The organism is Sinorhizobium psoraleae (genome assembly GCF_013283645.1).
Classification (GTDB): Bacteria; Pseudomonadota; Alphaproteobacteria; order Rhizobiales; family Rhizobiaceae; genus Sinorhizobium; species Sinorhizobium psoraleae.
On the sequence record NZ_JABEKV010000003.1, the window covers coordinates 1049341 to 1068047 of the forward strand.

Genomic DNA, 18707 nt, shown 5'->3' on the forward strand with positions numbered 1-18707 from the left:
TGCACCGATGTGCCTGAGCTTCTCGCCGCATAGGCTGACTTTGTCACCATGGGAACAGACCGCACGGTGGCGATGGGGACATACTACACACAATACAGACAGTCGACGGCTCTCGGAGGAGGAAAAGCGATGACCAGGCGTACGACATTTGCAGTGGCCTTGCTCGCCACAACGAGCGTTGCCACGGCGTCGGATCTGGCGCCGGGAAACGGTCACAGCATTCACCTCGGCCGCCTTGATGGTGCTGTCTATTACACGGTCGAGAAAGACGGCTACCGAGTGGTTGCGACCGTGGCCTCCGGGGCGGAAGCGCAGCCGATCCGCTTCGTTTCCACGCTCGGGCCTGGGCAGCGTCTGATGATCTCCGTGCCTCAAGCCGTCGGCCAGCCGTCAGCCGATTTCGAGATCACGCGTGATGGCGACGTTCTTTCCGTGCGCGAACCCGGCGCAGCTCCAATCGACAACATTGCGACCAGCGCCGTATTCGAGGAGTAACGATCCTCCTGGCCAGTCCCAGGCGCCTACCAAGGCGAGAGCTTCGGCAAACGGGGGACACGATGCTCTATACACTCGTAATGTTGGTCTGTCTGGCGGATGCACCCCAGGCCTGCGAGGTCCGCGAACAGATTGTCGGGGATTTGGCCGCACATCCTGGTGCGGCTTTCATGCAGGCCCAGCCATTAGTCGCGCATTGGATCGAGCAACATCCCCGCTATTTCGTGCAGCAGTGGAGGCTCTTGCCGGATCTGAGGACCTGAGATCGCTTGCGCAGACCCGAACCGATTACATCCGGCTGGCCCGGCCGCGAAGCGCCTTCGAGGCAACGGAAGATGCGTCCATTGCGGCACCCGGTTCTGTTCGCCATCGTCGTCTGCGGCTTTGTGATCGTTTCCGGGGGGTATTTCCAGGAGGTCGCAGCGGCTGACAAGTTCTTTCGGGTCGTCGACGGCAAGGTCGATGGGCGGACCTATAACGGCTACCGGCGTTATCATGCCGGCTGCAACCATTGTCACGGCCCCGACGGAGTCGGCTCGACTTTCGCGTCCTCTCTCGTCGACCGACCGCGTGACATCGAGCAGTTCAGGCGCATCGTTCGCGACGGCCAGAGCAGTAGCGGCACCTCGCTCATGAAAGGGTTCGCCGACGATCCCAATTTCGCTCCTTATATCGATGACATCTATGCCTATCTGCAGGCCCGCGCCGAAGGCGCGCTCGGCCGCGGGCGGCCTAAAAGGCTGGAGCCGTAGATCCGCTTCGAAGCTCGGGGCAATCCCGATGCCGGGTATTTCGTCCTGGAAAGACCGGTCTTGGCAATGCCCGCGAATACTGCCCGGGTTCCCGGTCGCCACGTTTCTCATGCAAACCTTGGAATAGATGCAGTTCTATAAATTCAATTCTTGCCGACCCTTCGGCCTCCTTATTTTGAGAATGCCTAACGACAGCCGCCGGAGGGGAAGAGCTGCTATCGATGTTGAATACGCGACTTTTTATCTTGCTCTTATGATCATCTTGTCGCTCATCACGCAGGCCTCGTTGTTTTACGATCTCTATTTGCTTCTGACATCCTGAAGCCGATGGTTGGCGACTACAGCGCCGCGCGTCCAGACGCGCAAAGGACGCTGTAGCATTTTGAATCGCTGCATATTTTTATCCTTAAACCGGCTACGATTTAAGGAAACATGCAGTAGACCATCTGCCCGGTTGAAAATGTGCGATGTTCGACCGTTTGAAGCTCGCAAACCCGGAGGGAAAGCGCCACCATTTTTCCTGGAGTTTCTCTAGCCGGGACGATTGTCGGGCGTCTGGTTGACGGTGATGAAGTGGCGCACCACGGGCGCCTCAGGTCCCTGCTGGAAGCGGAGGACATCCTTCTGAACATCGGCGTCCGCCTTGGAAACGCGCCGATGCTGCCTGAGGTGCTCGGCCCAGGACTCGACCATGAACCATTCGACGATCCGTTCGGGATCGGCCGCGTCTTCGGTCACGCCCCAGCTATAGGCGCCATCGCGCCGCCGCTCCTGCGACAGGCGATGGATGGCGTCGAGGAATCCATCCCTGTCTTCTCTTGCGACCCGGTATTCGATGAGGATCATCACCGGGCCGCGGTCATTCTCGATGGGTTCCACGGTAAGCGGCTCCGGCCAATGGTTGGAAGCGACGAGATCGGCATCGCCTCTCGGGAGCTTGAGCGGGTGGAAGAGCAAGCCGACGGTGAACAGGCCTGCGGCCCCGATGATCAAAGTAAGAGGAACGCCCGCCGCCTCGGCAACGAGACCCCAGGCAACGCTGCCGATCGTCATTGCACCGTTGAACACGGTCAGATAGACCGCAAGCGACCGTCCGCGAACCCAGTTTGGCAGGATCGATTGCGCGGCGCCGTTGAGTGTCGTCAGGGCCGTGATCCATGCGGCCCCGAGGGCGAGAAGCACCACGGGCGCCAGCCATTGCGGGGGTGCGAACGAGAGCACTGCCATCACCGCAGCCGTAACGGCCGCCGCGCCGAGAAGCAGCTTGTCGGCGTCGAAGCGGGCGCGCAGTTTCGGCATCAGGACGGCGCCTCCGATCGCACCGGCGCCGACAGCGCCGAGCAATATGCCGTAGAAGCCGGCATCACCGCCGAGCAGGTTGCGGGCAACCAGCGGCAGCAGCGCCCAGACCGCGCTCGAGAATGCAAAGAAGACGGCGGCCCGCAGCAGGACGACGTGGAGCTCGTGGCTGGCTTTGGCGTAGCGCAGGCCGGCGCGGAAGGCGCCGGCGAATCTTTCCGAAAGCGCGTCCTCGGCATCGGGCGGGCGTTTCCACCAGACGAGCGCGGCGATGACGAAAAGATAGCTGATGACATCGACGCCATAGGTCACGGCGGCGCCAAACCATGCGAGCAGCAGCCCGCCCACCGCCGGCCCGATTGATCGCGCGATGTTGATGCCCAGTGAATTCAGTGCGACCGCGCTCTTGACGTCCTTCCTGTCGACCAGTTCGGGCACGATCGCCTGCCAGGTCGGCGCCATGAGCGCGGCGCCGACGCCGCCGGCGAAGGTCAAGGCGATCAGCGAACTGACCGACTGGAGCCCCGTTGCCGAAAGGAGCAACAGGCAGATGCTGACGCCGGCAAGCACCAGCTGAATGACGATCAGGAATCTGCGGCGGTCGAGAATATCCGACAGGACGCCGGCAGGGATCGCCAGGAGGAAGATCGGAAGCGTGCCCGCCGCCTGGATCATGGCGACGGCGGCGGGGGCGGGCGAAAGATCTGTCACCAGCCAGGCACTCGCGACATCGCGAATGAAGCTGCCGGTGTTGCCGATGACGGTCGCGATCCAGAGCGTCGCAAAGATCTTCTGGCGAAGCGGTGCGAAGCCGCTCGAAGGGGCGGTCGCGTCAGTCATGATTGAGCGGCCCTCCGCTCGTGGAGGTCCTGCCATGCAACGATCAGGAAGGCGCCGGCGAGACCCAGATGCTCGAAGAACGCATTGGTCGCCATCGAGCGCTCGATCCCGGGCGGCAGCTCCCAGAAACGCAGGGCGATGAAGGTCGCGGCAAGCGTGAATGCGGCGAGCGCCAGCGCGGCAAGCCAGCGGAAGGAGCCGGTGAGGATCATCGCCGAGGCTGCGAGTTCGAAGACGATGACGGCGACGGCGAAGAAGAGGGCCGGCTGCAAGCCGAAGTGGTTCATCTCGGCAATCGCCCCGCCGAAGTCGAAGATCTTCGTCAAGGGGCCCTGGATATAGGCAGAGCACAGGGCAAGCAGCGCCACGAACCGGAAGGCCGGTGCGCCGAACAGCGGCCTTGCGCGGGCCGCGAGCCGGTTTTCGATCGTCGAAGCTGATGTCATCGTTCGCGCCTTCCTCAGACGGCCCAGCAGGAGCAGCCAAGCGCGCCCCAGAAGCCCTTGAGATCCGCAACCGGCAGCTTCGACGTCCAGGCGCCGGCATGGTCGTGTCCATGGACGCCGCAATTGCTGGCGCAGCCACAGGTCGCGATCGCGGTGCGGCGCAGCGAGCGCTTGCCGGCCCCTTCGGGCTCACCCCAGGCGGCATAGCCGGCAAAGGTACGCACGGGAGACCAGTCGGGCATGGCCGGCGGCAGCTCGCTTTCGTCGTATTCGGCAAAGGTGCCAGCAGCATAGACGACCTTGCCGCCGACGACCGTCAGCTCCGACGTGAGAAACGAGATCTCGTCCTCCGCGCAGGCGAAGAAGTCCTTATCGGGGACGATCAGATCGGCGAACTGGCCTTTCTCGATGCGGCCCTTCTTGCCCTCCTCGTTGGAGAACCAGGTGACGTTTTCGGTCCACATCCTCAGCGCTGTCTCGCGGTCGAGGCAATTGCGTTGCGGATAGATGCGCATGCCGCCGACCGTGCGGCCGGTGATCATCCAGGAAAGCGAGACCCAGGGATTGTAGGAGGCGACGCGGGTGGCGTCGGTCCCCGCCGATGTCTTGACGCCCTTTTCCAGCATGCGTGCCACCGGCGGCGTCGCCTCGGCCGCACCTGCACCATATCGCTCGACGAAATACTCGCCCTGATAGGCCATGCGGTGCTGGACGGCAATGCCGCCGCCGAGCGCGGCGATACGGTCGATCGAACGCTCGGAGATGGTCTCGGCGTGATCGAAGAACCAGTTGAGGCCTTCGAACGGGATATCCTTGCTGACCTTTTCGAAGACGTCGAGCGCGCGGCTGATCGTCTCGTCATAGGTGGCGTGCAGCCGCCATGGCCAGCGGTTCTCGGCGAGAATGCGCACCACCTCCTCCAGTTCACCCTCCATCTGCGACGGCATGTCCGGGCGCGGTTGGCGGAAATCCTCGAAATCGGCTGCGGAGAATACCAGCATCTCTCCGGCGCCATTGTGCCGGAAATAGTCGTCTCCCTGCTTGTATTTCGTCGTGGACGTCCAGCTGAGGAAGTCCTCCTTTTCCTGCTTCGGCTTCTGCGTGAAGAGGTTGTAGGCCATCCGCACCGTCAGCAGGCCGTCGTCGGCGAGCTTTTGGACGACCTCATAGTCGTCCGGGTATTTCTGGTAGCCGCCGCCGGCGTCGATTATGCCGGTGACGCCGAGCCGGTTGAGCTCGCGCATGAAGTGACGCGTCGAATTGATCTGATATTCAATTGGCAGCTTCGGTCCCTTGGCGAGAGTTGCATAGAGAATGGTCGCGTTGGGCTTGGCGAGCAGCAGTCCGGTCGGATTACCGGCGGAGTCGCGAGTGATCTCGCCGCCGGGCGGTTCCGGCGTGTCCTTGGTGTAGCCGACGGCACGCAGGGCGGCGGCGTTGAGCAGCGCCCGATCGTAGAGATGGAGCAGAAAGACCGGCGTGTCCGGCGCGACGGCGTTGATTTCCTCAATGGTCGGCAGCCGCTTCTCGGCGAACTGATGTTCCGTGAAGCCGCCGACGACGCGCACCCATTGCGGCGGCGGCGTGATCGCCACCTGGCGCCTCAACATATCCATAGCATCGGCGAGCGAGCGGATGCCGTCCCAGCGCAGCTCCATGTTGTAGCTCAGCCCGCCGCGTATGACGTGCGTATGGTTGTCGATCAGGCCCGGCAGAGCGCGCCTGCCCTTCAGGTCGATGACCCTAGTGTCCTGGCCTGCAAGAGCCATTACCTCCGCATCCTGTCCGACGGCAAGGAACTTGCCGTCCTTGATGGCAACCGCAGTTGCATTCGGCTTGGTGCGGTCGAGCGTGGTAACCAGGCCGTGATGCAGGATCAGATCGGCGCTCATTGGATTGTCTCCTGAAATCGAAACTGGATCGGCGGCGCGCGCCGGTGAAAACAGGCTGGGGAGCGCCAGGGCGGACGCCGCTCCCAGAAAGCCGCGGCGGGTCGGCATCAGCCGATCCCCCGGGTTGGCGGCTGATCGGGCACAACCTTGTGATCGACCCCGGTCGGCAGTTCCCCGAAAAGGTGCGGGACACAGCGGCTGTTGAACCAGGAAACGTTCACAGGGTTGCCCGATATCAGGCGTTTGACGACGGGCACTGCCTGTTCGCCGATGAGGATGCCCAAGAGCCCCACCAGCGCGATTACCGGCGGCGCCGGCGAGCGAACATTGAGCAGGCCGTAAATGACGCCCACGAGCACCCCGGCGCCAAGCGACAGCAGGTACATTTTCATAGGCATGGTCCTTTCCGCGAGAGGCGCCGTTCCGCGCGTGGACGGAACGGCTTTAACTCTTTGAAACTACGCAATTCCGGGTGGACTTTCCTGGAATTGCTCCAGCTTGGTTTTGGAGGCTTCAGTGCCCTTCGGACGCGCCGAACATGCTCTTGGCGTAGATGATGCCGAGGCCATAGGAGCCGCCGAACTTCTTGGCGATGCCGGTCGTCATCTCGTAGGTCTCGGTGCGGGCCCAGTCGCGTTGCAGTTCCAGCATGTATTGCAGCGAGGTCATCGGCCGGACGCCAGCCTGAACCATGCGATCCATGGCGCGCTCGTGCGCTTCATCCGAAACGTCGCCGCAGGCATCGGCGATCACATAGACCTCGAAGCCCTGGTCGAGCGCCGAGAGCGTTGGTCCGACAATGCAGACGGAGGTCCACAGTCCGCAGAAGACCAGCCGCTGCTTGCCGATGGCATTGACCTCGTTGATGACAGCCGCGTCCTCCCAGGTATTCATCGAGGTGCGGTCGAGCAGCGCCTGGCCCGGAAAGGCCTCGGTGATCTCGCCGAACATCGGGCCCGAGAAGGTCTTTTCGGCGACCGTCGTCAAAATGGTGGATACACCAAAGCCCGCGGCGGCATGCGCCACGAGCGCGGCGTTGTTACGCAGCAATACCGCGTCGATCGATTTCGTCGCAAAAGCCATTTGCGACTGAAAATCGATCATGATCAGCGTGTGATCCTTCGGCGATATCAGAAGAGAACCAGGGGTCGGCGTGGCGTTCGTCGGCATAGAGACCTCCATAAAGTTATAGGACTGGGCACAACCTAGTACGTGCGAGAGGATGCTGATTGTAAATCACTGCGCTCATTGTCGAAAATTGCTCGGCCGGGTGATCTTTCTTCATCGACCTTCGCAAACCTCATTCAAGTAGCTTAGCATGACAAGTCAAAGACGCCCGGGAAGGACGATGTGTTCGCGACCGGGCGGCGCGGCGCATTACGTCCCCCGGCGATCATGGCGATATCTCTTGGACGCGATGTGCGGCGAGCGCTTTCCGATTGCAGCGTTTGCCCGGTTCTCGTAGTCGACTATAGTCCTCTCCACGCATTCCTTTCCCATCGGTATTCAATGTCCTCCGAAGAACGAAAAAAAACTCGTGTTACGCTCCTCGATGTCGCGCGACACGCAAACGTCTCCCGCGCGACCGCCTCTCTGGTCCTTCGCAAGAGCCCTCTGGTCGGCAGCGAAACACGTATGCGCGTCGAAGAGGCGATGCGCGACCTCGGTTATGTCTACAATATCGGTGCCGCCCGCCTGCGCGTCGAACGCAGCCAGATCATCGGTGCCATCGTCCCAAACCTAACCAATCCCTTCTTCGCGGAGCTCCTGTCAGGCATCGAGGAAATCATCGGCGCGACCGGCAAGGTCGTCATCCTCGCCAAAAGCGGGGATCGAGTCGAGCAACAGGAAATGCTGCTCCGGCGCATGCGTGAACACGGTGTGGATGGGGTCATCCTCTGCCCTGCCGCCCACACCGAATCGACGCTCTCCGAGCAGATAACCGCTTGGGACATGCCGGTGGTGCAGGTGTTGCGCCACATCTCCTTCGATATGGATTATGTCGGAGCCGACTATGCAACAGGGATGCGCCAGGCGGTGGATTATCTCGCCTCGCTCGGCCACGAGAGAATTGCCTTTGCCGTCCACGGCCCGGTCCACTCCGCCTATCAGGAACGCGTAGACGGATTTCGCGACGCCATGCTGTCGCGTGGTCTCGATCCGAGCATCCTGATCCGCTTTCCGACGCAACTCGGTGAAATCGCCAAGGCGACCCATCTTCTTTTTGACCGGGCGATACGGCCGACCGCCGTGATATGCTTCAATCACCTTGTGGCCCTGGGGCTTTCTGCGGGACTTCAGGATTGTGGACTGACGATCGGCCGCGATCTGTCCCTGATCGGCTTCGACGATGTGGCGGACGCCGAGGCGATCCGCCCAAGGCTTACTTCGGTCTCGACCGGCCCCGTCGCTATCGGCGAAATGGCGGCACGACTCCTCGTCGAACGGATCGCCGATCCGGCCCTGCCGCCGCGCCGCCTGGTGAACGACACGACCTTGCACATCCGCCAATCCTGCGGCCGACCCAACTGAAAATTTGACGATCACCACGGTTGACGCCCGCCTGGAAACATTTTAGATCGATCTAAGTGACGTGAACGCGGGGAGGCGCGACGTCCGTCTCGGTGGTTTGGGAGGAGGTCCCGGCATGTACGAATTCAATTTCACACCTGTCCTGGCGTCCTTCGACCAGTTGCTGGTCGGTGCCTGGCTGACGGTCCGCCTGTCGTGCGCCGCCATGCTGATCGGTCTCGTCGTCTCCATCGTCTGCGCCTGGGGAAAGACGTCCGGGCCGAAGATCCTGCGTACCGTGATCGACGGCTATATCGAGATCATCCGCAATACGCCTTTCCTCGTGCAGATCTTCTTCATCTTCTTCGGCATGCCGTCGCTTGGCCTGAGGCTGTCGCCGAACAGTGCGGCGCTCCTGGCGCTCGTTGTCAATTTCGGTGCCTATGGCACGGAGATCATCCGTGCCGGCATCGAGTCGATCCACAAGGGCCAGGTGGAGGCGGGGTGGGCCTTGGGCCTGTCGAGGGCGCAGATCTTTCGCTACGTGATCATGAAGCCGGCCCTGCGGACCGTCTATCCTGCGCTCACCAGCCAGTTCATCTACCTGATGCTGAATACCAGTGTCGTGTCTGTCATCTCTGCGGATGACTTGGCTGCCGCCGGAAACGACCTCCAGTCCGCAACCTTCGCGAGCTTCGAGGTCTATATCGCGGTCACCTTGATCTATCTCGTTTTGTCGGTCGGCTTCTCCGCGCTGTTTTACGCGGTCGAGAAAATGGCCTTCAAATACCCGCTCAGCCGCTGAGGAGCGCTGCCATGATCAGAATCTTCGGCTGGAACGAGTTCCTCGTCATTGTTATGGCGGCGCAATGGACGATTGCGCTTTCGGCCATCGCCTTTGCCGGTGGCAGCGTCGGCGGACTGTTGATCGCATTGATGCGCGTGTCCGAAGTGCGGGCTTTCCGTCTCTTCGCCACCGGTTTCATCCGCGTTTTCCAGGGAACGCCGCTGCTGATGCAGCTTTTCCTGGTGTTCTTTGGCATGAATATCTTCGGCTTTGCGATCAACCCCTGGATCGCCGCGACGATAGCGCTAGCGCTTCACGCCAGCGCCTTTCTGGGCGAGATCTGGCGCGGCTGCATCGAAGCGGTGCCGAAGGGGCAGGGCGAGGCCGCGACGGCGCTTGGCCTGCGCTACTATCATTCCATGCGCCACGTGATCCTGCCCCAGGCGATCCGCATCGCGGTCGCGCCGACCGTCGGCTTCCTGGTCCAGCTGATAAAGGGCACGTCGCTCGCATCGATCATCGGCTTTACCGAGCTGACCCGGCAAGGGCAGATCATCAACAACGCGACCTTCAGCCCATTTCTCGTATTCGGCACGGTGGCCGCTATCTATTTCCTCTTGTGCTGGCCGCTGTCGCTGGTCGCACGTCGAATGGAAACCCGCTTTTCCCGCGCAACGGCACGTTGACGGGCCCCGCCGGCGGGAGGGCCGGCATGTGAGAAGGGAAGGAAGAATGAATATCTCGAGACGCATGGCAATGTCGGTTCTTGGCGCTGCACTTCTCGCCGGTTTCGTGTCCCCCGCTGCCGCGCAGACGGTGGAGGCGATCAAGTCGGCCGGAACCGTCAAGGTTGGAATGCTGGTCGATTTTCCGCCGTTCGGGATTATGGACGCGAGCAACAATCCGGACGGCTATGACGCGGACGTCGCGAAATTGCTTGCCAAGGAACTCGGCGTCGAGGTGACGATCGTGCCCGTGACCGGCCCGAACCGCATCCCCTATCTGCAGAGCAACCAGGTGGACCTGCTTGTCGCTTCGCTGGGCATCACCGAAGAGCGCGCCAAGAACGTCGATTTCTCGCAGCCCTATGCTGGTATCTCGATCGGCGTGTTCGGCGCCCAGGATCAGGCAGTCGCAAAGCCGGAAGACCTGGCCGGCAAGACGATCGGCGTTGCGCGCGCCAGCACGCAGGATACGGCGGTCACCAAGATCGCGCCGCCGGACGCCAACATCCAGCGTTTTGACGACGATGCCAGCGCGGTGCAGGCATTGCTTTCCGGCCAGGTCGAGCTGATCGGCGTGTCCAACGTCGTCGCCCAGCAGATCGAGGCGGCTGCCCCCGGGCGGTTCAATCAGAAGCTCGTTTTGAACCAGCAGGTTCAGGGCATCGCCGTCCGCAAGGGATCGAGCGAGATGCTGAGCTTCGTCAATACCTTCCTCGACAAGGTCAAGACGGACGGACAGCTCAATGCCATTCACGAAAAGTGGCTCGGTTCTCCGCTGCCGGACTTCGTGACCAAAGCGAAATAAGAAAACTGGAGCCCCTCGCGATGAACATGGTAAGCGAAATCGCCTCCGCCCCCGCTGCGCGCGGGGCTTCTGATCCGGCCGTGCGCATGGAGGACGTCAACAAGTGGTATGGGTCCTTTCATGCCCTGAAGAACGTCAACCTGACCGTCGGCCGGGGCGAGCGGATCGTTATTTGCGGACCTTCGGGCTCCGGCAAGTCGACGATGATCCGCTGCATCAACCAGCTCGAGACCATTCATTCGGGTAGGATCGTCGTCGATGGTCATGACCTGACCCCCGGTGGAAAGAATGTCGATCTGATCCGCCAGGAAACCGGCATGGTCTTCCAGCAGTTCAATCTGTTTCCCCATATGACGGTACTCGAGAACTGCACGCTCGCTCCGATGAAAGTGCGCGGCGTGACGAAAGCCGAAGCCGAAGAGACGGCCATGAAGTTTCTCAGGCGCGTGCGCATCCCCGAGCAGGCGGCGAAATATCCGGCGCAGCTTTCGGGCGGACAGCAGCAGCGCGTGGCGATCGCGCGCGCGCTCTGCATGAATCCGAAGATCATGCTTTTCGACGAGCCGACTTCGGCACTCGATCCGGAAATGGTGAAGGAAGTACTGGACACCATGGTGGATCTCGCGAACGAAGGCATGACTATGCTCTGCGTGACGCACGAGATGGGCTTCGCGCGAAGCGTGGCCGATCGCGTCGTGTTCATGGATCGCGGCGAAATCCTCGAAGTCGCAACGCCCGATACCTTCTTCAGTGCTCCGCAACACGAGCGCACACGATTCTTCCTCGGCCAGATCTCCTGACGGACGCCGCACTCAGCTGAAGCGGGTCGCGTTCAAGCGAATTTCGACACGCTTCAAGTTTTTGTTTTCATGCATGTTGTTGTCCCGAAGCGATGCGCGCTTTTAGGCGACATGCAATAGTTGGAGTTTAGACGTGAAACCAGATTTGTTGCTCGTAGAGCCAATGATGCCGCTCGTCATGGAGGAGCTTTACCGGGATTATACGGTCCACAGGCTCTATGAGGCCGGCGACCAGCCGGCGCTCGACGCCGCGCTTTCTTCCATTCGCGCGGTTGCCACCGGCGGCGGTTCGGGCCTGTCCAATGGCTGGATCGAGAAGCTTCCTTCGCTTGGGATTATCGCGATCAACGGGGTCGGCACGGACAAGGTCGATCTTGCCTTTGCGCGCAGCCGCAACATCGACGTGACGACGACACCGGGCGTGCTCACCGATGACGTAGCGGACCTGGGTATCGCGCTCATGCTTGCGGTGCTGCGCCGGCTCGGCGAGGGTGACAGGCTGGTGCGGGAAGGCCGTTGGGCGGCGGGCGAACAATTGCCGCTCGGCCATAGCCCGAAGGGCAAGCGGATCGGCGTGCTCGGCCTCGGGCAGATCGGGCGCGCGTTGGCGCTCCGCGCGGAGGCCTTCGGCATGTCGGTGCGCTACTGGAACCGCTCCAGGCTGACCGACGTCAACTGGGTGGCCCATGAAAGCCCAGCCGATCTCGCCCGTGACAGCGATGTGCTCGCCGTCTGCGTGGCGGCGAGTGCCGCAACCCAGAACATCGTCGACGCCTCCGTGCTTGAAGCACTCGGCCGCCAGGGCATCGTCATAAACGTCGCGCGCGGCAGCGTCATCGACGAGGACGCCTTGATCGGGGCGCTGAGATCCGGAACGATCGCGGGTGCGGGGCTCGACGTCTTCGTCAACGAGCCGAAGATCCGCAGCGAATTCTATTCGACGCCGAATACCGTGCTCATGCCGCATCAGGGCAGCGCGACGGTCGAGACGCGCATAGCCATGGGGCAACTCGTGCTTGCGAATCTCGCCGCCCATTTTGCCGGCGGGAAATCGCCGAATATCGTCAACTGAAGCGGGGACCATCATGATTGTTCGCCAAGCCCTTTTTGAGGGCATGATACATCCTGGCCGTGAGGGGGCATTCCGTGCCTACGTGGCGGAGAAGCTGATGCCGCTTTGGCAGGCCTTTCCGGGCGTCCGGGAAGTCAGGGTTCTCCATGCCGTGGAGCGCGATGCGGGAGCGACGCCGTTCGCGATGATCCTTTCCACCGCCTACGATGATCGCGAAGCTCTAGCGCAGGCCCTGGAATCACCTGTGCGCTACGAGAGCCGCGAGATGACCAAGGGCCTGCTGGAGATGTTCGACGGACACATCCATCATCATGTGTTCGAGCTTAGCCAAGACTAGGAAGAGGCGCCTCAGGCGCAAACGTCATATGGCATCTTGACTGTTCTCGGCATCACAAGAGGATAAGAAATCGACGAACTGGTGAACGTCATTTGCGCTGCATGCGCCGCCAAGCGGCTGGCGAAACATCGCAGATGGACGAGAATACATGGGTCAGATGGCTTTGATCCGCAAACCCGCAACTGACGGCGATCTCTGCTATGGGTGTCTCTCCCAGGAGCAGGCCTTTCGCTTTTTGGATTCGGTGTTCGGTCAGCCAGCGATGCGGCGTGCGCCCGGTCGATTTCTTGAATGCCCGAATGAAGTGGCTCGTGGACAGGCCGCAGATCGATGCGACCTCCGCCATTGCGATTTTGCGTGACACATGTTCTGCAAGATAGGCCGTCGCGGCAGCCAGTTGATGTTTGGAAAGGCCATGCGGCTGAACGGAGGCGAGGTCGACGCCGCCGTAGCGGCTTACGAGATGGGCCTGCAAGGCAAGCAAGACGTGGTCTACATACAGGCTGTCGGCGTTCTGCGGATCTGAAAGAGCAGGCAGGAGCGCCTGGGCAAGATGGTGCACTACCGGATCGATCTGGCCGGGCTCGCATTTGAGGCGGGAGAGGCCGCCTTTTCCGTTGTCCCGCAAAAACGCCTGCAGGACCTTGCGATCGATCGCAAATCGCATGTTGTCGAATTGTGAGCGATGCTCGCAGCGCCAGTCTTCGGCAAGATCTGTGATCGACAATGCCCCCTGCGCGTGGCCTCCATCATGCACCAGCCGCCCGTTTTGCCACAAACGGTGATCCTTGAACGCGCGAAGTTGAACGATGGTGCTGAACGAGTCCGAATTCGGGATTGCGATGCTCTCCTGCTTGCCGACATGATCGCTGCGAACATGGGCAACCGACATGGTGTCTGATCGAAGTACCGTCACTTGCGGTCCGATTGGCATGAGTTTCCTCCCTTCTTCGTTAGGAGCCGAGCGACAAAAAGCTAGCCGCGAGCGGTTGCGCAGCGCTGCCTCTTCTTGGCGGGTGGAGATGATCAGGATCCGGAAAGGCTCCCCCGCTACCTCCTCGGTTGAGGCCCGAATGCGCGGCGAAGATGAAGGCGGTTACCACCCCACGTCGTCCGTTATCGCGCATTCACGATTAGCGTGGGGATGCGGCCGGAAGCCTTTGCGGTGGTATCCGGCGGAGGGTCTCAGCGCGATCACGACAGATCTCCTTATGCTCCGGCGCCGCTGTTTCCTCGCCGCCTCGCCATCTTGGACCGTGTATACAGGCTTGCGGGCTTGCTTAGACAGTGGGATAATTGAGACATATTTGTTCGAGAAAGTTGAACGATGTCCAATCCCGGCACACCGACTTTCGAGCAGCTTCGAGTGTTCCTGGCCGTCGTCGATGCCGGGAGTTTTGCGGGCGCCGCCCGCCGACTCAATCGTGCCGTCTCCGTCGTCAGCTACGGCATTGCCAACCTGGAAGCGCAGCTCGGTATCGAGTTGTTCGAGCGCGAAGGCACGCGCAAACCCAAGTTGACGGCCGCAGGGCGAACCGTGCTCGCGGAAGCGCGGGCACTCGCCCACGGCCTCGACGGTCTGCGCGCCAAGGTGAAGGGACTGCTCGACGGTTTGGAGGCGGAGGTGGACATCGCGGTCGACGTGATGCTGCCGGCGGAAAGGCTCGGCAAGGTATTGCGCGCCTTTGCCGAAGCGTTTCCCACGGTGTCGCTGTGCCTGCATGTCGAAGCCCTCGGTGCGGTCACCGCGGCCGTGCTCGAGCGCAAGGCGGTGATCGGCATTTCCGGCCCGCTGGCGGTGGGCGTCGAGGGGGTGGAGTGCATCGCAGCCGGGTCGGTGCCCATGGTTCCGGTGGCCGCACCCGACCATCCGCTCGGGCGCATGGAAAGGATCGAGCCGGGAGAGGCGCGAAATCACGTCCAACTCGTCTTGACCGATCGTTCACTCTTCACCACGGGGCAGGATTTTGCCGTGCTCAGTCCTCGGACCTGGCGGCTCGCCGACCTCGGTGCCAAGCATGCGCTGCTACGCCAGGGGATCGGCTGGGGCAACATGCCCCTGCCTCTGGTCCGGCCCGACCTGGAAAGCGGCACGCTTTTGCGGCTCGACATGCCTGACCACAAGGGCGGAATCTATCGCTTCGCCGGCGTCTGGCGGCGCGACACGCCGCCAGGACCGGCCGCTTCGTGGCTGTTGGATCAATTTGTGGCGCTGGGCGCCAACGACGTCGAAGAAGAGGGGCTTTCCGACATCTGAAGCAATTCCAGGAAATGTGCGTAACGGCTTTCCGGCCGGTGCGCAGTTTCAAAGCGTTAGCCCGAACCGAGCGCATTGCAGATAAACGCGTTCTTTGTAGAGCATCGCTGCGACTCGCACTGCTGCTTGGCCGCACACATGCCGTCCCGCGGCTTTCCGTTATGCGCCTACTTGGGGAAGCGGGCAGGGGAGAAAGCCCGAGGATCAAGCGCTTCGATCCCGAACTCTTCGGACAGGGGGGCGCCCGTGAGCTGGCTGGCGGCGAGCGCTCCGAGCGCCGGTGAAGTGAGAATACCGTAGCCGCCCTGGCCGGCAAGCCAGAAGAAATCCGATCGCCCTGGCGCAAAACCGACGACGGGCAGCTTGTCGGCGGAAAAACTGCGCAGGCCCGCCCAGCTCTTGGCGACCCGTCGAACGGAGATGGTAGTGGCTTCTTCCACGTAGTGTGCTGCCCAGGCAACGTCGATCTCCTCCGGCTGGACATCGGATGGCTCACAAGGCGTGGCGTCAGCAGGAGAGGCGAGCAGTCGGCCGCCTTCCGGCTTCATGTAAAAATCCTCGTCTATCTCGTTGATTTCCGGCAGGGTTCCCGCGTCTACACCATCCGGAAGGTCGACGGTGATGGCGGTACGCCGATGCGGGACAATACCGATCGGATCGACCCCGAAGAGCGCGGCGACCGGATCGGCCCAGGCGCCGGCGGCGTTGACCACAACTTTCGCACTGATTTCACCAGCGGACGTCGTGAGGACCCAGGCAGTTCCATCGCGTTCGACCGACAAGACCTCATGGCGTTCCAGGATGTCGCATCCGTTGCGGCGGGCGCCCTTGATGTAGCCCTGGAGCAGGTTCTCCACCTCGATGTCCCAGAAGTTCGGATCAAAGTAAGCGGCAGCGACATAATCGGGCTTGAGGATCGGGACGCGAGCGATTGCCTCCGCGGGTGTCACGCGCTCGATTTCCGGCGTGAACGCGCGTTCCTCGGCCAGAACGGTTTCGAAGCGCTCGATTTTGTCGGCGCTCGCGATCATGACCCCGCCGCGCTGCTTCAAGAGCGGCACGTCCGTGAAGCCCTGCGGCGGTTGATCGAAGAAAACCTTGGAAATCCTCGCCAGCGCGCACACTTCCGTCGCGTTGTACCTCAATACGAATTCTGCGGCGGAGCGACCGGTGCTGTGGTAACCGAGCGCGTCTTCCCGTTCGATGACGGCAACCGACCGGTGCGGGCTAAGGAAATAGGCAAGCGACAATCCCGCAATTCCGCCGCCGATGATGACCACATCGTATTTCCGCATATTTCCCGTTCCTCACGTCCTTCGCGCGGACCATAAGGAGGCTAGAAGCGTCGTTCAAATTTATAGTGGGAAATGCCGTTATCAATCCTGATGATGCGCCAGGCAGTGATCCAGCGGTTCCGTATCCGCGACATGGGCGAGAAAGGCGGCTTCCGCCGGATTGAGGATCGAGTTCGGATTGGAAATGCGAAAGACATCCGTCGTCGGAAGGTCGCTATAGGGCGGCAATTGCCACAACTGCCCGGCCTTGACCGCAGGGCCTGCGAGGTGATCGGGCAGCATGCCGATGCCGACATTCGCCGAAATCAGCCGCGTGACTTCCTCGACATTGCAGGAAACGCCTCTGACTTGCTGGCCGAAGGAACCGATTGCGCGAACGGCGGTCACCGAATTCATGTGCTGTCCGCCCAGCACGTCGGCAATGAAAGCGATATAGGGATTGCCGCGCAGGTCGTTGAAATCGATGCCTTCGACGCCGAACAGCGGATGGCCGCGCCCGCAATAAAGTGCGTAGCGCTCGCGTATATGGAAGCTCTTGTTCAGTCCGTCGGGTATCACCCCGTCGCAAAGACCCATCGTCGCGATGTTGCGCTCGACAGCGCTGAGTACATCGACAGTCGTTGCCACGTTGATCGAGATCGTTACTTTCGGATGCAGGCGGAAGAAAGTTTCGAGCTTCCGGTCCCAGGCCGGATTGTGCGCATGGCTTACCGCATGAATGTTGAGATGACCGGTCACCTCTTCCCCGGCGGTCTCCAGAACATTGGGCAGGCGGATTACCGCCGCAAAGATGTCCCGGCACTGGCCGTGCAATTTCTCGCCTGCTTCGGTGAGATCGAACCGGCCCGGCCGGCGGTCGATCAGCTTCTGCCCGATGGTCTGTTCCAGCCGCTTCAACGCCATGCTGACGGCCGGCTGCTGCAGAAGCAGCCGGTTGGCCGCTGCCGTGATGCTGCCCTCCTCGACGACGACGACGAAGGTGCGCAAAAGATTCCAATCGAGATTATGGGCAAAACGTTCGAGGCGATTGTTGGTCATGGCGGCGGGCGTGTCGGTCTCTGTATCGCATTGCGAATAATCAGCAGAACCGCCTCGGGCGCAAGGTCCATTCCGCAGACGCATGAGTCAGTGTTTCAATTTCGTTTGAAACCGATGATCCCGCTTGCCATAACCACAGGCGGAAAAACACGACGGGAGAGAGACATGGCCGAAAAGATCCAGTTCCAATGGGACGATCCGTTCCTGCTCGAGGATCAGTTGAGCGAGGACGAGCGGATGATCCGCGATACGGCACGCGCCTACGCTCAGGAGAAGTTGCAGCCGCGTGTGATCGAGGCCTATCGGGAGGAGAAGACCGACCCGGCGATCTTCCGTGAGATGGGCGATCTCGGCCTGCTTGGCGTCACCGTGCCGGACACCTATGGCGGCGTCGGGGCATCCTATGTCGCCTACGGTCTCGTCGCCCGCGAAATCGAGCGCGTCGATTCCGGCTATCGTTCAATGATGAGCGTCCAATCGTCGCTCGTCATCTATCCGATCTTCGCCTACGGCTCCGAGGATCAGAAGCAGAAATACCTGCCGAAGCTTATCAGCGGCGAATGGATCGGCTGCTTCGGTCTGACCGAGCCGGACGCGGGTTCGGACCCGGCCGGCATGAAGACACGAGCGATCAAGTCCGATGGCGGCTATCGGCTGATCGGCTCGAAGATGTGGATTTCCAACGCGCCGCTCGCCGACGTTTTCGTCGTCTGGGCGAAGTCGGAGGCGCATGGGAATGCGATCCGCGGCTTCGTCCTGGAAAAGGGCGCAAAGGGACTTTCGGCACCGAAGATCGCCGGCAAGCTTTCGCTTCGCGCGTCGATTACGGGTGAGATCGTTCTCGACAATGTCGAGGTTGGCGAGGATGCGCTGCTGCCGAACGTCGAGGGGCTCAAGGGTCCTTTCGGCTGCCTCAATCGCGCCCGCTACGGCATCTCCTGGGGAGCATTGGGTGCCGCCGAATTCTGCTGGCATGCGGCGCGTCAATACGGGCTCGACCGCAAGCAGTTCAACCGCCCGCTCGCCCAGACCCAGCTCTTCCAGAAGAAGCTCGCGGACATGCAGACCGAGGTCACGCTGGGCCTGCAGGGATCGCTCCGTGTCGGCCGGCTGATGGACGAGGGCCGGATGGCTCCTGAGATGATCTCGATCGTCAAGCGCAACAACTGCGGCAAGGCGCTCGATATCGCCCGCATGGCCCGCGATATGCACGGCGGCAACGGAATTTCCGAGGAGTATCAGGTCATGCGCCATATGCTGAACCTGGAAACGGTCAACACCTACGAGGGCACGCACGACGTTCACGCCCTGATCCTCGGCCGCGCCCAGACCGGGCTCCAGGCCTTCTTCTGAGCG

19 protein-coding genes are annotated in these 18707 nt (G+C 61.6%); 11 read left to right on the forward strand and 8 right to left on the reverse strand.

All coding sequences use genetic code 11. From position 1 onward, the window contains the following. Positions 1-129 precede the first annotated feature (129 nt). Together ILFOPFJJ_RS20525 and ILFOPFJJ_RS20530 are read left to right on the forward strand one after the other, a co-directional pair. Positions 130-495, forward strand: coding sequence for a hypothetical protein (locus ILFOPFJJ_RS20525; protein ID WP_173512397.1), 366 nt, complete (start codon positions 130-132; stop codon positions 493-495). Between the two features lie 335 nt (positions 496-830). After that, on the forward strand, positions 831-1247 hold the full coding sequence (locus ILFOPFJJ_RS20530; RefSeq protein ID WP_173512398.1) for a c-type cytochrome: 417 nt from the start codon (positions 831-833) through the stop codon (positions 1245-1247). Positions 1248-1778: 531 nt separating this feature from the next. Here the strand turns inward: ILFOPFJJ_RS20530 and ILFOPFJJ_RS20535 are convergent. The 5 genes from ILFOPFJJ_RS20535 to ILFOPFJJ_RS20555 all read right to left on the reverse strand — a co-directional run bounded on the left by ILFOPFJJ_RS20535 (position 1779) and on the right by ILFOPFJJ_RS20555 (position 6894). Then, positions 1779-3386, reverse strand: a complete 1608-nt coding sequence (locus ILFOPFJJ_RS20535; RefSeq protein ID WP_173512399.1) for an MFS transporter — start codon at positions 3384-3386, stop codon at positions 1779-1781. Next, a complete protein-coding gene (locus ILFOPFJJ_RS20540) occupies positions 3383-3832 on the reverse strand; it encodes a DoxX family protein (protein WP_173512400.1) in 450 nt (149 codons plus the stop codon). Before ILFOPFJJ_RS20540 ends, ILFOPFJJ_RS20535 begins: the two co-directional genes overlap by 4 nt. Positions 3833-3846: 14 nt before the next feature. Further along, the gene (locus ILFOPFJJ_RS20545; RefSeq protein ID WP_173512401.1) at positions 3847-5832 is read right to left on the reverse strand and encodes an amidohydrolase; all 1986 of its coding nucleotides are present in this window, start codon (positions 5830-5832) and stop codon (positions 3847-3849) included. After that, entirely contained in the window at positions 5832-6116 is a 285-nt protein-coding gene (locus ILFOPFJJ_RS20550) for a XapX domain-containing protein (protein ID WP_173512516.1), read from the reverse strand. The genes ILFOPFJJ_RS20545 and ILFOPFJJ_RS20550 overlap by 1 nt, the downstream gene beginning before the upstream one ends. 121 nt (positions 6117-6237) lie before the next feature. After that, complete coding sequence (locus ILFOPFJJ_RS20555; RefSeq protein ID WP_173512402.1) at positions 6238-6894, reverse strand: hydrolase; 657 nt, start codon at positions 6892-6894, stop codon at positions 6238-6240. A gap of 339 nt (positions 6895-7233) precedes the next feature. Here ILFOPFJJ_RS20555 and ILFOPFJJ_RS20560 point away from each other — a divergent pair, with 339 nt between their 5' ends. The 7 genes from ILFOPFJJ_RS20560 (at position 7234) to ILFOPFJJ_RS20590 (ending at position 12761) form a co-directional block, all read left to right on the forward strand. Beyond that, positions 7234-8256: a LacI family DNA-binding transcriptional regulator gene (locus ILFOPFJJ_RS20560; protein ID WP_173512403.1), complete on the forward strand. Its 1023-nt coding sequence runs from the start codon at positions 7234-7236 to the stop codon at positions 8254-8256. A gap of 115 nt (positions 8257-8371) precedes the next feature. After that, complete coding sequence (locus ILFOPFJJ_RS20565; protein WP_173512404.1) at positions 8372-9040, forward strand: amino acid ABC transporter permease; 669 nt, start codon at positions 8372-8374, stop codon at positions 9038-9040. 11 nt (positions 9041-9051) lie between these two features. After that, the gene (locus tag ILFOPFJJ_RS20570; protein ID WP_173512405.1) at positions 9052-9708 is read left to right on the forward strand and encodes an amino acid ABC transporter permease; all 657 of its coding nucleotides are present in this window, start codon (positions 9052-9054) and stop codon (positions 9706-9708) included. Between the two features lie 46 nt (positions 9709-9754). Further along, complete coding sequence (locus ILFOPFJJ_RS20575; protein ID WP_173512406.1) at positions 9755-10552, forward strand: transporter substrate-binding domain-containing protein; 798 nt, start codon at positions 9755-9757, stop codon at positions 10550-10552. Positions 10553-10572: 20 nt separating this feature from the next. After that, positions 10573-11352 (forward strand): amino acid ABC transporter ATP-binding protein, encoded by a 780-nt coding sequence (locus ILFOPFJJ_RS20580; protein ID WP_173512407.1) that lies wholly within the window; start codon positions 10573-10575, stop codon positions 11350-11352. A 163-nt stretch (positions 11353-11515) separates the two neighbouring features. Beyond that, positions 11516-12424, forward strand: a complete 909-nt coding sequence (locus ILFOPFJJ_RS20585; RefSeq protein ID WP_173512517.1) for a 2-hydroxyacid dehydrogenase — start codon at positions 11516-11518, stop codon at positions 12422-12424. A 13-nt stretch (positions 12425-12437) separates the two neighbouring features. Beyond that, positions 12438-12761 carry an EthD family reductase gene (locus tag ILFOPFJJ_RS20590; protein WP_173512408.1) on the forward strand — a complete coding sequence of 108 codons (324 nt, stop codon included), beginning with the start codon at positions 12438-12440 and terminating at the stop codon, positions 12759-12761. A gap of 88 nt (positions 12762-12849) precedes the next feature. Here the strand turns inward: ILFOPFJJ_RS20590 and ILFOPFJJ_RS20595 are convergent, their stop codons facing one another. Further along, positions 12850-13695: an AraC family transcriptional regulator gene (locus ILFOPFJJ_RS20595; RefSeq protein ID WP_246299699.1), complete on the reverse strand. Its 846-nt coding sequence runs from the start codon at positions 13693-13695 to the stop codon at positions 12850-12852. Between the two features lie 393 nt (positions 13696-14088). Here ILFOPFJJ_RS20595 and ILFOPFJJ_RS20600 point away from each other — a divergent pair, with 393 nt between their 5' ends. Continuing rightward, positions 14089-15018, forward strand: a complete 930-nt coding sequence (locus tag ILFOPFJJ_RS20600) for a LysR family transcriptional regulator (RefSeq protein ID WP_173512409.1) — start codon at positions 14089-14091, stop codon at positions 15016-15018. Between the two features lie 167 nt (positions 15019-15185). Here the strand turns inward: ILFOPFJJ_RS20600 and ILFOPFJJ_RS20605 are convergent, their stop codons facing one another. Together ILFOPFJJ_RS20605 and ILFOPFJJ_RS20610 are read right to left on the reverse strand one after the other, a co-directional pair. Next, complete coding sequence (locus tag ILFOPFJJ_RS20605) at positions 15186-16313, reverse strand: NAD(P)/FAD-dependent oxidoreductase (RefSeq protein ID WP_173512410.1); 1128 nt, start codon at positions 16311-16313, stop codon at positions 15186-15188. An 81-nt stretch (positions 16314-16394) separates the two neighbouring features. Beyond that, positions 16395-17351, reverse strand: coding sequence for a LysR family transcriptional regulator (locus ILFOPFJJ_RS20610; RefSeq protein ID WP_173512411.1), 957 nt, complete (start codon positions 17349-17351; stop codon positions 16395-16397). Positions 17352-17516: 165 nt separating this feature from the next. On the opposite strand from ILFOPFJJ_RS20610, the gene ILFOPFJJ_RS20615 reads away from it, so the two are divergent. Beyond that, positions 17517-18704 (forward strand): acyl-CoA dehydrogenase, encoded by a 1188-nt coding sequence (locus ILFOPFJJ_RS20615; protein ID WP_173512412.1) that lies wholly within the window; start codon positions 17517-17519, stop codon positions 18702-18704. The last annotated feature ends 3 nt before the right edge of the window (positions 18705-18707 follow it).

What these genes read in the sequence shown, in the direction of transcription:
- ILFOPFJJ_RS20525 (WP_173512397.1), top strand. Translation starts at nt 130, where the DNA reads ATGACCAGGCGTACGACATTTGCAGTGGCCTTGCTCGCCACAACGAGC.
- ILFOPFJJ_RS20575 (WP_173512406.1), top strand. Translation starts at nt 9,755, where the DNA reads ATGAATATCTCGAGACGCATGGCAATGTCGGTTCTTGGCGCTGCACTT.
- ILFOPFJJ_RS20535 (WP_173512399.1), bottom strand. Translation starts at nt 3,386, where the DNA reads ATGACTGACGCGACCGCCCCTTCGAGCGGCTTCGCACCGCTTCGCCAG.
- ILFOPFJJ_RS20545 (WP_173512401.1), bottom strand. Translation starts at nt 5,832, where the DNA reads ATGCCGACCCGCCGCGGCTTTCTGGGAGCGGCGTCCGCCCTGGCGCTC.
- ILFOPFJJ_RS20595 (WP_246299699.1), bottom strand. Translation starts at nt 13,695, where the DNA reads ATGCCAATCGGACCGCAAGTGACGGTACTTCGATCAGACACCATGTCG.
- ILFOPFJJ_RS20585 (WP_173512517.1), top strand. Translation starts at nt 11,516, where the DNA reads ATGATGCCGCTCGTCATGGAGGAGCTTTACCGGGATTATACGGTCCAC.
- ILFOPFJJ_RS20565 (WP_173512404.1), top strand. Translation starts at nt 8,372, where the DNA reads ATGTACGAATTCAATTTCACACCTGTCCTGGCGTCCTTCGACCAGTTG.
- ILFOPFJJ_RS20560 (WP_173512403.1), top strand. Translation starts at nt 7,234, where the DNA reads ATGTCCTCCGAAGAACGAAAAAAAACTCGTGTTACGCTCCTCGATGTC.
- ILFOPFJJ_RS20570 (WP_173512405.1), top strand. Translation starts at nt 9,052, where the DNA reads ATGATCAGAATCTTCGGCTGGAACGAGTTCCTCGTCATTGTTATGGCG.
- ILFOPFJJ_RS20615 (WP_173512412.1), top strand. Translation starts at nt 17,517, where the DNA reads ATGGCCGAAAAGATCCAGTTCCAATGGGACGATCCGTTCCTGCTCGAG.
- ILFOPFJJ_RS20600 (WP_173512409.1), top strand. Translation starts at nt 14,089, where the DNA reads ATGTCCAATCCCGGCACACCGACTTTCGAGCAGCTTCGAGTGTTCCTG.
- ILFOPFJJ_RS20590 (WP_173512408.1), top strand. Translation starts at nt 12,438, where the DNA reads ATGATTGTTCGCCAAGCCCTTTTTGAGGGCATGATACATCCTGGCCGT.
- ILFOPFJJ_RS20580 (WP_173512407.1), top strand. Translation starts at nt 10,573, where the DNA reads ATGAACATGGTAAGCGAAATCGCCTCCGCCCCCGCTGCGCGCGGGGCT.
- ILFOPFJJ_RS20605 (WP_173512410.1), bottom strand. Translation starts at nt 16,313, where the DNA reads ATGCGGAAATACGATGTGGTCATCATCGGCGGCGGAATTGCGGGATTG.
- ILFOPFJJ_RS20555 (WP_173512402.1), bottom strand. Translation starts at nt 6,894, where the DNA reads ATGCCGACGAACGCCACGCCGACCCCTGGTTCTCTTCTGATATCGCCG.
- ILFOPFJJ_RS20610 (WP_173512411.1), bottom strand. Translation starts at nt 17,351, where the DNA reads ATGACCAACAATCGCCTCGAACGTTTTGCCCATAATCTCGATTGGAAT.
- ILFOPFJJ_RS20540 (WP_173512400.1), bottom strand. Translation starts at nt 3,832, where the DNA reads ATGACATCAGCTTCGACGATCGAAAACCGGCTCGCGGCCCGCGCAAGG.
- ILFOPFJJ_RS20530 (WP_173512398.1), top strand. Translation starts at nt 831, where the DNA reads ATGCGTCCATTGCGGCACCCGGTTCTGTTCGCCATCGTCGTCTGCGGC.
- ILFOPFJJ_RS20550 (WP_173512516.1), bottom strand. Translation starts at nt 6,116, where the DNA reads ATGAAAATGTACCTGCTGTCGCTTGGCGCCGGGGTGCTCGTGGGCGTC.